Source organism: Stenotrophomonas sp. YJH_SMC_32, from assembly GCF_059369975.1.
Window position 1 is genome coordinate 184,619 of sequence record NZ_JCAFTE010000005.1, and the last position, 12,336, is coordinate 196,954.

General features: G+C 67.0%; 9 protein-coding genes, 5 tRNA genes and 1 pseudogene. 9 read left to right on the forward strand and 6 right to left on the reverse strand.

From position 1 onward, the window contains the following. Window positions 1-111 precede the first annotated feature (111 nt). From AC5P7S_RS09905 to AC5P7S_RS09920, 4 genes are all read left to right on the forward strand, one after another. Window positions 112-187, forward strand: a tRNA-Ala gene (locus AC5P7S_RS09905). Between the two features lie 49 nt (window positions 188-236). Then, a tRNA-Glu gene (locus AC5P7S_RS09910) sits at window positions 237-312 on the forward strand. A 44-nt stretch (window positions 313-356) separates the two neighbouring features. Next, a tRNA-Ala gene (locus tag AC5P7S_RS09915) sits at window positions 357-432 on the forward strand. Window positions 433-479: 47 nt separating this feature from the next. Further along, window positions 480-555: transfer RNA gene (locus AC5P7S_RS09920), tRNA-Glu, on the forward strand. Between the two features lie 95 nt (window positions 556-650). Here the strand turns inward: AC5P7S_RS09920 and AC5P7S_RS09925 are convergent. Next, window positions 651-1,067 carry a GNAT family N-acetyltransferase gene (locus AC5P7S_RS09925; RefSeq protein ID WP_053500686.1) on the reverse strand — a complete coding sequence of 139 codons (417 nt, stop codon included), beginning with the start codon at window positions 1,065-1,067 and terminating at the stop codon, window positions 651-653. A gap of 76 nt (window positions 1,068-1,143) precedes the next feature. Between AC5P7S_RS09925 and AC5P7S_RS09930 the strand changes: the two genes are divergently transcribed. Beyond that, complete coding sequence (locus tag AC5P7S_RS09930) at window positions 1,144-2,100, forward strand: SOS response-associated peptidase family protein (RefSeq protein ID WP_065178515.1); 957 nt, start codon at window positions 1,144-1,146, stop codon at window positions 2,098-2,100. A gap of 123 nt (window positions 2,101-2,223) precedes the next feature. Here the strand turns inward: AC5P7S_RS09930 and AC5P7S_RS09935 are convergent, their stop codons facing one another. After that, window positions 2,224-2,604, reverse strand: coding sequence for a response regulator (locus tag AC5P7S_RS09935; RefSeq protein WP_005417125.1), 381 nt, complete (start codon window positions 2,602-2,604; stop codon window positions 2,224-2,226). Between the two features lie 132 nt (window positions 2,605-2,736). Between AC5P7S_RS09935 and AC5P7S_RS09940 the strand changes: the two genes are divergently transcribed. After that, window positions 2,737-2,822, forward strand: a tRNA-Leu gene (locus AC5P7S_RS09940). 255 nt (window positions 2,823-3,077) lie between these two features. Continuing rightward, a pseudogene (locus tag AC5P7S_RS09945) lies at window positions 3,078-3,295 on the forward strand (nucleotidyl cyclase domain-containing protein); the annotation flags it as partial. 30 nt (window positions 3,296-3,325) lie between these two features. Here AC5P7S_RS09945 and AC5P7S_RS09950 read toward each other — a convergent pair. Beyond that, entirely contained in the window at window positions 3,326-5,152 is a 1,827-nt protein-coding gene (locus tag AC5P7S_RS09950) for a methyl-accepting chemotaxis protein (RefSeq protein WP_095377156.1), read from the reverse strand. A gap of 532 nt (window positions 5,153-5,684) precedes the next feature. On the opposite strand from AC5P7S_RS09950, the gene AC5P7S_RS09955 reads away from it, so the two are divergent. Together AC5P7S_RS09955 and AC5P7S_RS09960 are read left to right on the forward strand one after the other, a co-directional pair. Beyond that, a complete protein-coding gene (locus AC5P7S_RS09955) occupies window positions 5,685-6,773 on the forward strand; it encodes a DUF5694 domain-containing protein (protein ID WP_065178517.1) in 1,089 nt (362 codons plus the stop codon). 61 nt (window positions 6,774-6,834) lie between these two features. Continuing rightward, entirely contained in the window at window positions 6,835-7,125 is a 291-nt protein-coding gene (locus AC5P7S_RS09960; protein WP_495213626.1) for a putative quinol monooxygenase, read from the forward strand. On the opposite strand, the gene AC5P7S_RS09965 is transcribed toward AC5P7S_RS09960, so the two are convergent. The 3 genes from AC5P7S_RS09965 to AC5P7S_RS09975 form a co-directional block, all read right to left on the reverse strand. After that, window positions 7,067-7,369 (reverse strand): hypothetical protein, encoded by a 303-nt coding sequence (locus AC5P7S_RS09965; protein ID WP_495213627.1) that lies wholly within the window; start codon window positions 7,367-7,369, stop codon window positions 7,067-7,069. The genes AC5P7S_RS09960 and AC5P7S_RS09965 overlap by 59 nt on opposite strands. Window positions 7,370-7,431: 62 nt before the next feature. Further along, window positions 7,432-9,621 (reverse strand): PAS domain S-box protein, encoded by a 2,190-nt coding sequence (locus AC5P7S_RS09970; protein ID WP_069138245.1) that lies wholly within the window; start codon window positions 9,619-9,621, stop codon window positions 7,432-7,434. A 208-nt stretch (window positions 9,622-9,829) separates the two neighbouring features. Continuing rightward, entirely contained in the window at window positions 9,830-12,217 is a 2,388-nt protein-coding gene (locus tag AC5P7S_RS09975) for a Tex family protein (protein ID WP_095377157.1), read from the reverse strand. Between the last annotated feature and the right edge of the window lie 119 nt (window positions 12,218-12,336).

Below are 12,336 nucleotides of genomic sequence, written 5' to 3' on the forward strand. Positions count from 1 at the left end.
GCGTTGCGGTTCCCCTGCCCTTGGTGGCAAAGGTTGAACCGGGACGAAAAAAGTTCGAAAAAAGCTTCCACAAACGTGAACACGCAGGTATGATAGGCGGCTCGGTAACACGGGGCCATAGCTCAGCTGGGAGAGCGCCTGCATGGCATGCAGGAGGTCAGCGGTTCGATCCCGCTTGGCTCCACCACTTTCGACATTAGGCCGTCGAAAGTTCTACAACTTGAAGTTTTTCGTGCGTCCCCATCGTCTAGAGGCCTAGGACATCACCCTTTCACGGTGGCGACCGGGGTTCGAATCCCCGTGGGGACGCCAGTTTCAAAACGGACTCTGCTCCTGGCAGATATCCAGAGTTTCATGGGGCCATAGCTCAGCTGGGAGAGCGCCTGCATGGCATGCAGGAGGTCAGCGGTTCGATCCCGCTTGGCTCCACCACTTCGACATTAGGCCGTCGAAGGATCTACAACTTGAAGTTTTCGTGCGTCCCCATCGTCTAGAGGCCTAGGACATCACCCTTTCACGGTGGCGACCGGGGTTCGAATCCCCGTGGGGACGCCAATTCTTGAAAACCCCGGCTTCGGCCGGGGTTTTTCTTTGCCCGCGATCTGCCATCAAACCGCCCTGCCCGTAGATGGCTTCACCCCGCCCACGGCTCAGAACCGCCGATACATCCCGATCGATGCCGGCGCAGTCGGTGCGAAACCAAACTGTGCATACAGCCGATGCGCCTCGCCATCGGCCAGCAGGCTGACGTACGCCGACGGCGGCAGGTTGGCCTGCATCCAGCCGTCCAGCCGCCGCATCACTTCCTTGCCCAGGCCCTGCCCCTGCAAACGCGGCAGCACCGCGATATCACAGACCTGCAGGTGGCAGCCGCCATCGCCGACGATACGGCCCATCGCCACAAGTTCTGCCCCCTGGTAAGCGCACACGCCGAACAACGTATTGGGCAGCGCGCGGGCGGCTGCTTCGCGGGACTTGGCGCTGAGGCCTGCGAGCACGCGCAACTGGCAGTAGTCCTCGACCGTGGGTACGGCTTCGCGGAACTGGCAGGTGATGGAACCATTCATGCGGCATCTCCGGATGGGTCGGGCTATCCTGCCGCATCCACGTCGCAGCCGCTGCGACCCAGGCCCAAAGAGTCCCATGTGCTATTCCGCCCTGATCCGCGCTGACTACGCCAAGCTGGTACGCGAGTTCGGCGCCATCCTGTCGCTGGAGGACTTCGCCGAGCTGTACGCACACGATCCGGGCAAGAAGCGGCCGAAGACCCCGAAGGCGATGGATGACGGATTCGCCGGTGCGCGTACCGAACAGGGGCGGGACATCGTGGCGAAGATCCAGCAATGGCATGCGCAGGAGCAACAGGCACTGGAGGCCGAACTGGCCCGGCAACGCGAACGACGCGATATTGCCCATGCCACGCTGGCCACCCGGCCCACGCAGAAGGCGCGCAACGACCTGCGCGTGGCCGGCAACCGCATCGAGCGCGCACAGGCCCGGCTGGAAGACCTGCATCGGGTGCAGCTGCTGCCGCGTGACAACCGCATTTTCCCCGGCACCTACGCACCGGTGATGGTCAGCGAGAACGGCCAGCGCGTGATCAGGCCGATGCGCTACCAGTGCCGGCTGCCGGACAAGCCGGCGCGCAACGACGTGCTTTACCCCGGCACCTACAATGCGCGGCGCGACAGCCTGGAAGGTTACTGGCGGGGTGCGTTCGGACTGCGCCATGGCGTGGTGGTGGTACAGGCGTTCTACGAGCACGTGCCCCGCCACGCCATCGCCGGCCGCACCCTCGGTGCCGACGAAAAGGAACAGGACGTGGTACTCGAATTCCGTCCCGATCCGCCGCGCGACCTGCTGCTGGCCTGCCTCTGGGCAGAATGGGAAGGACCGGAAGGCCGCCTGCTGTCGTTTGCCACGATCACCGACGCACCGCCCAGCGACGTCGCCGCTGCCGGGCATGACCGCGGCGTAGTGCCGATCCGCAAGGAACACCTCGACGCCTGGCTCAACCCCGAACCGGATGACCTGGCGCGCCAGTACCGCATCCTCGACGACCGCGAGGAGATCCGTTACGTGTACAAGGAAGCGGGCTGAGCGCCGGACGCAATTGAAAAACCCCGCCTGGGCGGGGTTCCTGGATCAGGGGTTGCCGCCGAACATCGCAGACGCGAGCATTCACCCCCCGGCAGTATCCCCTGCAGGTCCGTGGCGGACGGCTCAGGCCTTGACGCTGGAGCGACCCACCGCACGCGCCAGCGCGCGTGACAGATCGGCCGACAGGTAGGGCTTGACCAGCAACAGGCCGGCCAACATCGGTGTTGGCAGCTGCTCGGCCAGCGTTCCGGTGGCCAGCACGAACGGAATGCCACGTGCCGAAAGCGCTGCAGCCACCGGTTCACTGGTCTCGTTGCGGGCCAGCCGGTAGTCCAGCAGGGCCACGTCCGGGGTGCTCTGCTCCAGCAGCTGCAGGGCTTCGGACACGCTCGCTGCAAGCCCGACCACAGTCGCGCCGGCATGCACCAGCTGCATCTGCAGCAGGGCCGCGCTCATTTCGTCGTTCTCGACCACCAGCACCCTCAGGTCCTGCAACACTGTCATCGGCTACCGCTCCTGGAGGCAATTGCACGCTGGGAGTATAGCTATCAAGGGGCCAATGCCGACAGAAACCGCCCTCATAGGCCCTCCTACTATGCATCGCCTGCCGACCTCGGTTACACTCGCACGCTGCCTGCCGGTGTGGCGGAATGGTATACGCAGCTGACTCAAAATCAGCCGGGGGTGACCCCATGAAGGTTCGAGTCCTTTCACCGGCACCACTGCATCAAAGGCCAGGTCCATGACCTGGCCTTTTGCATTTCCCGGGCCAGAGCGCCGACACTGGCAGGCATGCCCCAGCATGCCCTGCCCGCGCGCTGCCCCTCCTGCGGGCGTCCGACGCCGTCGCCCGGTCCCACTACTTCTCGCTGCCAGGCGTGATCGAGCACACCAGCTGGGGCGACGTTTCCGAACGGGCGATGGCGCTGCAGATCGCCCGCCATCTGCCTGACGCATCCGATCAGCGCCGGGCGCTGGGACGCCAACACCTGCAGGCGGTCGCCGCGATCCTCGACGGCTGCCCGCAACGCAGTGATGACCTGCTGGCCCGCGACGGCGGCGAGGAATTCATCGCCACCCTGCGAGCGCCTGCGCGCCGCCGTGGAAACCGCCGCCCTGCCCGCCGCTGAGGCCCCATGTGACCATCAGCATCGGCGTAGCCTGGCAGGCTGCGCATGAGCAGGCCGACCCACGATGCCGGGGAACAACACTCCGACCGCCGGGCCTAGACCGCGCGCAGCACCGCCGCGCCATGCAGGTGCCCCGCCCCACCCTGCACGCGGAAGCAGGCCACGGTCTGCAGAAGCTGCGCCGACTGCTCCTCCATGCTGCGCGCTGCGGCCGAGGCTTCCTCGACCAGCGCGGCGTTCTGCTGGGTGCCCTGATCGATCAGATCGACGGCATGGTTCATCTGCTGGATGTCGTCGCTCTGCTGCTGCGCGGCCGTGCTGATCTCGGACATCAGATCACTGACACGGCGCACATTGACCACGATCTCGTCCATGGTGCGTCCGGCGCTCTCAACCTGCGCGGTACCGGCGCCGACATTGGCCACCGACGCATCGATCAGCTGCTTGATCTCCTTCGCGGCACTGGCCGAGCGCTGCGACAGTTCGCGGATCTCGGTGGCGACCACGGCGAAGCCACGCCCGTGTTCGCCCGCACGCGCTGCTTCCACCGCCGCGTTCAACGCAAGGATGTTGGTCTGGAAAGCAATGCCGTCGATCACGCCGATGATGTCGACGATGCGCCGCGAGGACGCGTTGATCACGGCCATGGTCTCGACCACTTCGTGCACCACGTTGCCACCGCGGGCAGCGACATCAGCAGCACCACCGGCCAGCTGACTGGCCTGCCGTGCGTTGGTCGCGGTGCGCTGCACGGTCTCGGCCAGGCCCTTCATCGACACCGCGGTCTCCTCCAGCGACGCGGCCTGCTGCTCGGTGCGCTGCGACAGATCGCTGTTGCCCTGCGCGATCTCGGTGGCACCGACGGCGATGGTGTCGGCGGCGAACTTGATCTGGGCGATGATCGCGGCCATCGCCTCCACCAACGAATTCACGCCTTCGCACAGCTCGGCGATCGGCCCGTTCTTGTCGGCAGTGGCCACGCGCCGGGTCAGGTCGCCCTCCTTCGCGGCCGCCACCACTTCACGGGTCTGCGCCACGGCACGTTGCATGGCCTGGTTCTCATGCACCTGCGCGGTGATGTCGGTGGCGTACTTGACCACCTTGAACGGCTTTCCGTTGAGATCCAGGATCGGGTTGTAGGACGCCTGGATCCAGACCTCGCGCCCGCCCTTGCCGAGGCGCCGGTACTGGCCGGCATCGTATTCGCCACGGCCGAGCTTCTCCCAGAACTGGCGATACTCGGCACTGCCACGATACTCGGGCTCGACGAACAGCGAGTGGTGCTGGCCACGCACGTCGTCCAGGCTGTAGCCGGTGGCGGCCAGGAAGTTGTCGTTGGCCGAAAGGATGCGGCCGTCCATGCCGAACTCGATCACCGCCTGCGACTTGTCGATCGCCGCCAGCTGCCCGGCCGAGTCGGCTGCCTGCAGCTTCTGCGCAGTGATGTCGGTGGCGAACTTGACCACCTTATAAGGCCGCCCCTGCCGGTCCAGCACCGGGTTGTACGAGGCCTGGATCCAGATCTCGCGCTGGCCCTTGCCGAAGCGCCGGTACTGGCCAGCGTGATATTCGCCACGCCCCAGCCGCGCCCAGAACTCGCGGTACTCGGCGCTGCGCGCCTGCTCGGGATCGACGAACAGGGAATGATGCTTTCCCTGGATCTCCTCCAGCCGGTAGCCCATCGCCTGCAGGAAGTTGTCATTGGCCTGCAGGATGGTGCCATCGAGGGCGAACTCGATGACCGCCTGGACCCGGTGCAGCGCCGCGACCTGGGCTTCCAGCTCGGCACGGCGATCGGACACGGCCTCGGCGCCGGTGCGGTGCTGGGGAGCCAGCGCGCCCAGCAGGGCACGCCACGGCGACCAACGGGTATGCAGCTCGGCCGGCGCCTGCGCGCCCGCCGTGAAGCCTGGAATGAGCATTGTCTGATCCTCGGTGTCCGGTAAGCGGTTGCGACCCGACGGGCGGGATGCCCGGCGGCAACTTCAGGTGCCAGGGACTACAGGTGCCAACCGGCACCTCTCGAGCGACTGCCACGAACGTCTGCTGCGGGTGCGATCGGCATCTGGGAGCGGCGGAACACACAGCGCGGGCCGCCCATCGGGGACGGCCTGGGGTCCTGCGGCGGGTGACTGGAGCGGGATCCAGAGGGAGTATCGGCGAGGGGATCGGTGGCTTTAGCCGGATTGCGCGACGTCCGTCGCAACTTCAGATGCGGCTGCAGGGACGCGGTAGACAATCGCGATGTACTTCACATTCTGCTCACGCTCGGCGGGGCACGGGGTGTCGTCACGGAACATATCGCGCGTTGCCGCCGTCACTGGGCATAGCCTTGCCCGGCACGCCGATGCAGTTCAAGCCCAAAAGGTTTGCATGACCAACGGGCGATTCCATGGCAGGTGAAAATGGCCAGCATGCAGCGGACCGCAGGACGCTCACTGACACGGAGATCGCATGTTCCCACGCTTGGCCAGCTTCCTGATCCTGGGCCTGTGCAGTACCGGCGCCCTCGCTGCCGATGCCACCTATCGGCCTGCCTTCCAGCCGGACCAGCTGAAGGGGCCGCCTGCAGGGCGACCGAACGAGGTACTGGTACTGGGCACCGCCCACCTGTCCGGCCTGCCCAAGTCCTTCCAGCCCGCCTTGCTTGAACCGTTGCTGCAGCGACTGGTCGCCTGGAAGCCCGGGCTGATCGCCACCGAAGACCTGTCCGGCCTCCAGTGCGATTCCATGCGTCGCTACCCGGAACGCTATGCGGAGAGCGTGGCCACCTACTGCTTCGACACCACCGCTGCGCAGGCTGCCACCGGCCTGGACGTGCCTTCAGCGAACGCCCAGGCCGAGCGCCTGCTTGCGACCTGGCCGGACGAGCCGACGCCCGCCCAGCGTCGTCGGCTCGCCGCATTGTTCCTGGCTGCGGGCGAACGCGGCTCGGCGCAGGTGCAATGGCTGCGCCTGCCTGCGTCCGAGCGCAAAGCCGGCGATGGGCTGACGCCGGCCCTGGTCGAGATCCTCGGCAAAGGCCTGGTCCGCCGCAATGAAACCAGCCTGATCGCCGCCGTAGTTGCCGCCCGCCTCGGGCATGAACGGCTGTGGGCCGTGGACGACCACACGGCCGATTCTCCCACACCGGCAGAGGATAAGGCGGCGGCCAGTGCAGCCATCACCGGTGCCTGGAACAATACGTACTTGCGGGCGCGACGGGAGGCCGATGAACGCCTCGTGGCCAATCTGGACAAGCCCGGTGGCGTCATGGCGCTGTATCGGGATTACAACAGCCCGGCGGCAGCGATGGCAGCGTACCAGAGCGACTTCGGCGCGACGCTCGTCGAGCCGTCCTCCAAGGCGTTCGGCCGGATGTATGTCGGTTACTGGGAAACCCGCAACCTGCGCATGGTCGCCAACATCCGCGACGTGCTGGGCCTGCACCCTGGCAGCCGAATGCTGGCCATCGTCGGTGCCTCGCACAAGGGCTACTACGAGGCCTACCTCAATCAGATGCACGACGTGCAGCTGGTCAGTACGGACGCAGTATTGCGTTGACCAGGATAGGTGCCGGCCATGCGCTGGCACTATCCTGCAAGGCCCGTCTGCAGGTGCCGACATGCTGAAAGTGATCGCCGAGGATTTCATCCATCCCGATGCCGTGGATACCGTGCTTCCCCTGTACCGCGAGCTGGTCGCATGCACGCAGCGAGAGCCGCTCTGCCTCGGCTATGAACTGTTCGTCGACCAGAAGGACCCCGGGCATTTCGTCTTCATCGAGCAATGGCCGGACCGCGACGCACTGGATATCCATTGCGCCAGCGAGCACTTCCAGCGTCTGGTGCCTCAGATCAACGCGTTCCATCGCGCACCGTGCCGGGTCCTGCTGATGGACGCCGCACGGGTGTAGTGCCGGAAGCGAGACGCCCGCCGACGCTGCGGCCATGCCGCCACAGCAACAGGCAGGCTGCAACCGTGCACGCCAGGCTCAGGACCAGCAGCGCGACCGCGCCTTGCTGCAGCACGGGCAACAACGCCTGCGCGTACGGGTCGCCGCGCAGCTGTTCGGCGCGCAGGCAGGTGGCCAGCGCCAGGCACCAGCCGATCAGGGCCGGAATGAACATGCGCACCGCAACCGGGTTCCAGGCATTCATGGGTTCACCTGCTTGAGTGGAGATGCGCGCAGTATTCGCGCGCGTCCTCTCACAGGCTGAGATCAGTCCTGGGCGGCATCGGCATCGTCGCCTGGAAGCCCCGACAGCTCGCCCTGCACCTGCACGTTGTTGCGCCCCAGCGCCTTGGCCCGGTAGCACTGTGCATCGGCAGCGGCCACTGCCTGGTCCACGCTCATGCCCCCCGCCAGGGGCGCGATGCCGATGCTGGCACCGACCCGCAGCCGGTGCTGATCCCATGGAATGGACAGCGCTGACAGGGTCTGCAGGAGCTCACCGCCGATCCGTGCGGCACGACGCGGCGTACACCCGGACAGGATCACCGCGAACTCGTCGCCGCCCAGCCGCGCCACCACGTCCGAATCACGCACACCATGTCGCAGCACACTGGCCACCGCCCACAGCACCGCATCGCCGGCCAGGTGGCCCCAGGTGTCGTTGACCGGCTTGAAGCGGTCCAGATCGATGTACATCAGCGAGGCGGCCTGCCCGGTGCGCTCGACGCGGGTGATCGCCTGCTGCAGGTGCACCTCGAAACCGCGGCGGTTGCTCAGTTCGGTGAGTGGATCGATCTCGGCCAGGTGGCGGGCTTCGCGCTGCCGCGCCCGCTGCTGGGTGTCGTCGCGCAACACCCACACCGCGCCGCGCACATGGCCTTCGTCATCGCGCAGCCAGGCCCGCGTCAGATCCACCGGCACCGTTGCCGTGCCCAGGCGCAGCAGCAGGTCGGCATGCAGGTCCACCGCGTTGCTTTCCGGGTCCAGGAGTACCTGCACATCCAGCACCGAGCCGGGCGCGTACTCGGTGGTCAGCGCCAGCACGTCCTGCACCCTATGCCCGGCCAGCGACAGCGCGCCATCACCGGCCAGGGTGCGTACCGCGGCCGCGTTGGCATAGTCGATGCGGCCGTCAAGGTTGACGCTGAGCACCAGGTCGGCCACCGCATCCAGAGTGATGCGGCTGCGCTGTTCGCTCTCGAACAGGCGTTGCTCACTGCTGCGCTGGGCGGTGATGTCCTGGATCTGCGACACGAAATGCAGTGGCTGGCCATGCTCGCTGCGCACCAGCGACACTGACAGCCGCGCCCAGATGATGCGGCCGTCGCGGTCGAGATAGCGCTTTTCAAGGTGGTAATGGCTGCGCCGTCCGGCCAGCAGGTCCTGCACCAGGGCCAGGTCGGTCTGCAGGTCATCGGGATGGGTCAGGCGCTGGAAGTCGACCTGCAGCAGCTCTTCGCGCGGGTAACCCAGGATCCGGCACAGCGCATCATTGACGTCCAGCCAACGCCCCTCCAGCGACACCAGCGCCATGCCCAACGCCGCCGACGTGAATGCACCGGCGAACTTCTCCGCCGACAGCCGCGCCTCAGCCCGTGCCTGCAGGATCTCGGTGATGTCGATGGCCATGCCGACGTAGCCGATGCGTGCGCCTTCGGCACCTTCCATGCGGCTGATCGACAGGCGCACCTGGCGTGGCAGGCCCTCCTTGCGCAGCAACGTCCACTGCCGCGAGTAGGTCTGCCCGTCAGCGCGAGCACTGAGCGCTTCGAACACGTCGGGAAGGTTGCCCTCGGCATCGGCCAGCGGCTCCAGCCAGGCTTTCAGTTCCTCCGGATCGTGGAACGCATCGAGCCGGCGCTGGCCGACCACCTCCGCTGCGCTGTAGCCCAGCAGGCGCTCCGCACCCGTGTTGAACAGGGTGATGGTGCCATCGGTATCGGTGGCGATCACCGCTACCTCATCGGACGCATCGACCACGGCCTGCAGGCGTTGCCGGGTTTCGGCCGCGTCCTGCCTCGCCTGCTGCAGCTCGGTGACGTCAGCATGCGCGCCGGCCATCCACAGCGGCTTGCCCTGCCCATCCCATTCGAAGACCCGCCCGCGGTCCTGGATCCAGATCCACTGCCCGTTCTTGTGGCGCATGCGCAGCAGGCAGGCGTAGTTGTCGCTGCGGCCTTCGAAATGCTCATCCAGCGCCGCGTCGGACAGCGCGATGTCATCGGGATGGACCAGCTTCAGGAACGTCTTCTGGCAGATGGGTTGCAGCTCTTCCAGGCGGTAGCCGACGATCTCAGCCCAGCGCGCGTTGACCCGCATCTCGCCGGTCTGCACGTTCCATTCCCAGGTTCCCGCGGCGGTACCGTCGATGATCATCGCCAGGCGGCGACGCTCTTCCGCCAGCTCCTGCAGGCGGCGCTCCAGCAGTCCATTGCCGTGGGTGCCCTGGCCCGGCATCAATCCGGTCCCCTGCCGGCACGGGCAGGCGCCGACCGCAGCGGAACGCTGCGGCCTGCAACGAAGATGGCGGGTCGTGCTGGCGTCATGGCCCTCCCCAGCAACAGCGGGGTGGCCGGACGCCTCCCCTCAAGCGCAAGTGTGCGCAATCACGGGGAAAATCGACAAGTCCCCCGCCACGAATCAAGTGTGACGGGGAACGCGGTCCTCAACTGCGCTTGGCGCGGGCGAAGGCCTCGGCCAGGGCGTTATTGGCCGGCGGCGCGGACGCGGCGGGACGGCCGCCATTGCCTTGGCCCCGGTTCGGCCCGCGGTTCTGGCCGCCTGCATCGCGGCGCGGACCCTGCCCATGGCCGCGCTCATCACGCTGGCCCGGGCGGCTGGTCGCTTGCCCGGGGGTATCGTCCAGGCGCCGGGTCAGGGCGATGCGCTTGCGCGCCACGTCCACCTCCAGCACCTTCACCTTGACGATATCACCGGCCTTGACCACGTCGCGCGGGTCCTTCACGAACGTATCGGAAAGCGCCGAGATGTGGATCAGGCCGTCCTGGTGCACACCGATATCGACGAAGGCACCGAAGGCCGCCACGTTGCTGACCACACCCTCGAGCACCATGCCCTCGCGCAGGTCCTTGATGTCCTCGACGCCCTCGGCGAAGCGTGCCGCCTTGAACTCGGGACGTGGGTCTCGGCCCGGCTTCTCCAGTTCCTTGAGGATGTCACGCACGGTCGGCACGCCGAAGGTGGCATCGGTGAACTGCTCGGCCTTCAGGCCGCGCAGGAAGCTGCCATCACCGATCAGCGCCTTGATCGGGCGCGCGGTGCTGGCCACGATGCGCTCGACCACCGGGTAGGCTTCCGGGTGTACCGCCGAAGCATCCAGCGGCTCATCACCGTCGGCAATGCGCAGGAAGCCCGCGCACTGTTCAAAGGTTTTCTCGCCCAGGCGCGCGACCTTCAGCAGGTCCTTGCGGCGCTTGAACGGGCCGTTCGCATCACGGTGGCGCACGATGTTCTCGGCCACCGTGGCCGACAGGCCGGACACCCGCGACAACAGTGCAGCCGAAGCGGTGTTCACGTACACGCCCACCGCGTTCACGCAGTCCTCCACGCGGGCATCCAGCGCGCGCGCCAGGCGGTACTGGTCCACATCGTGCTGGTACTGGCCGACACCGATCGCCTTGGGTTCGATCTTCACCAGTTCGGCCAGCGGGTCCTGCAGGCGGCGGGCGATCGACACCGCCCCACGTAGCGACACGTCCAGCCCCGGGAACTCCCTGGCCGCGAACTCGGACGCCGAATACACCGACGCCCCGGCCTCGCTGACCACTACCTTCTGCAGCTTCGGGTTGGCAGCGGCCTTGATCGCTTCACCAGCCAGCTTGTCGGTTTCGCGGCTGGCGGTGCCGTTGCCGATCGCGATCAGTTCCACGTTGTGCTTGGCGCACAGCTGCTTGATCGTCTGCAGCGACTGCTCCCACTGGCGACGCGGCTCGTGCGGGTAGATGGTGTCGGTGGCGACCAGCTTGCCGGTGGCATCGACCACGGCGATCTTGCAGCCGGTGCGGATGCCCGGGTCCAGTCCGAGCACGGTCTTCGGGCCGGCGGGTGCCGCCAGCAACAGGTCCTTCAGGTTGTCGCCGAACACCGCGATGGCTTCGGCTTCGGCCTTTTCGCGGGCCTGGTTGAACAGGTCCAGCAGCAGATGGGTGTGCAGCTTGGCGCGCCAGGTCAGCCGGCACGCATCCAGCAGCCAGCGGTCGGCGGCGCGGCCCTGGTCGGCGACGCCGGCCTTGCGCGCCACGCGTCCTTCGGCGTACTGGTGGCCGGCCTCGGCATCGCTGCCCGGGTCCAGTTCCAGGAACAGGATCTCCTCGCGGCGCGCACGGAACAGTGCCAGCAAGCGATGCGACGGAATCTTCGCCAGCGCCTCGGCATGCTCGAAGTAGTCCCGGTACTTGGCGCCCTCGGTTTCCTTGCCCTCGGCGACGCGGGCACGGATCACCCCGGTCTCGCCCAGCCAGGTGCGCAGTTCACCGACCAGCGCGGCGTCTTCGCCCCAGCGCTCCATCAGGATCGCGCGCGCGCCTTCCAACGCGGACTTGGCGTCGGCCACGCCTTTGTCGGCGTCGACGAAGGTGGCCGCGAACGTCTGCGGGTCCTGCGTCGGGTCGGCCAGCAGGCCATCGGCCAACGGCTCCAGGCCGGCCTCGCGGGCGATCTGCGCACGGGTGCGGCGCTTGGGCTTGTACGGCAGGTACAGGTCTTCCAGCCGGCTCTTGGTGTCGGCGGCCAGGATGTCATTGCGCAGCTCGTCACTGAGCTTGCCCTGCTCGCCGATGCTGGCCAGCACCGCCGCACGGCGGTCCTCCAGCTCGCGCAGGTAGGTCAGCCGGGTTTCCAGGCTGCGCAGCTGGGTGTCGTCCAGGCCACCGGTCACTTCCTTGCGGTAGCGCGCGATGAACGGAACGCTGGCGCCTTCGTCGAGCAGGCCGACTGCGGCGCGTACCTGGGCGGACTGGGCACCGATCTCGTCGGCGATTGTCCGGGCGATCTGCTGGGCGAGCGCGCTCTGGGCGTTCTTGGCGTCGTGCATTGCTTCAGGTCTGTGCCGCGTTTCGGGAAGCCCCCATTCTGGCAATCCGCGACGGAGCCGGACAAGGCATTGACAGGGGGCGAGGTTCAGCGGCGAAGCCGGATTGGACGCCGGCATCC

Bases quoted from the DNA above. Each gene is read 5' to 3' on its own strand.
- AC5P7S_RS09925 (WP_053500686.1), bottom strand. From the start codon at position 1,067: ATGAATGGTTCCATCACCTGCCAGTTCCGCGAAGCCGTACCCACGGTC.
- AC5P7S_RS09930 (WP_065178515.1), top strand. From the start codon at position 1,144: ATGTGCTATTCCGCCCTGATCCGCGCTGACTACGCCAAGCTGGTACGC.
- AC5P7S_RS09935 (WP_005417125.1), bottom strand. From the start codon at position 2,604: ATGACAGTGTTGCAGGACCTGAGGGTGCTGGTGGTCGAGAACGACGAA.
- AC5P7S_RS09950 (WP_095377156.1), bottom strand. From the start codon at position 5,152: ATGCTCATTCCAGGCTTCACGGCGGGCGCGCAGGCGCCGGCCGAGCTG.
- AC5P7S_RS09955 (WP_065178517.1), top strand. From the start codon at position 5,685: ATGTTCCCACGCTTGGCCAGCTTCCTGATCCTGGGCCTGTGCAGTACC.
- AC5P7S_RS09960 (WP_495213626.1), top strand. From the start codon at position 6,835: ATGCTGAAAGTGATCGCCGAGGATTTCATCCATCCCGATGCCGTGGAT.
- AC5P7S_RS09965 (WP_495213627.1), bottom strand. From the start codon at position 7,369: ATGAATGCCTGGAACCCGGTTGCGGTGCGCATGTTCATTCCGGCCCTG.
- AC5P7S_RS09970 (WP_069138245.1), bottom strand. From the start codon at position 9,621: ATGCCGGGCCAGGGCACCCACGGCAATGGACTGCTGGAGCGCCGCCTG.
- AC5P7S_RS09975 (WP_095377157.1), bottom strand. From the start codon at position 12,217: ATGCACGACGCCAAGAACGCCCAGAGCGCGCTCGCCCAGCAGATCGCC.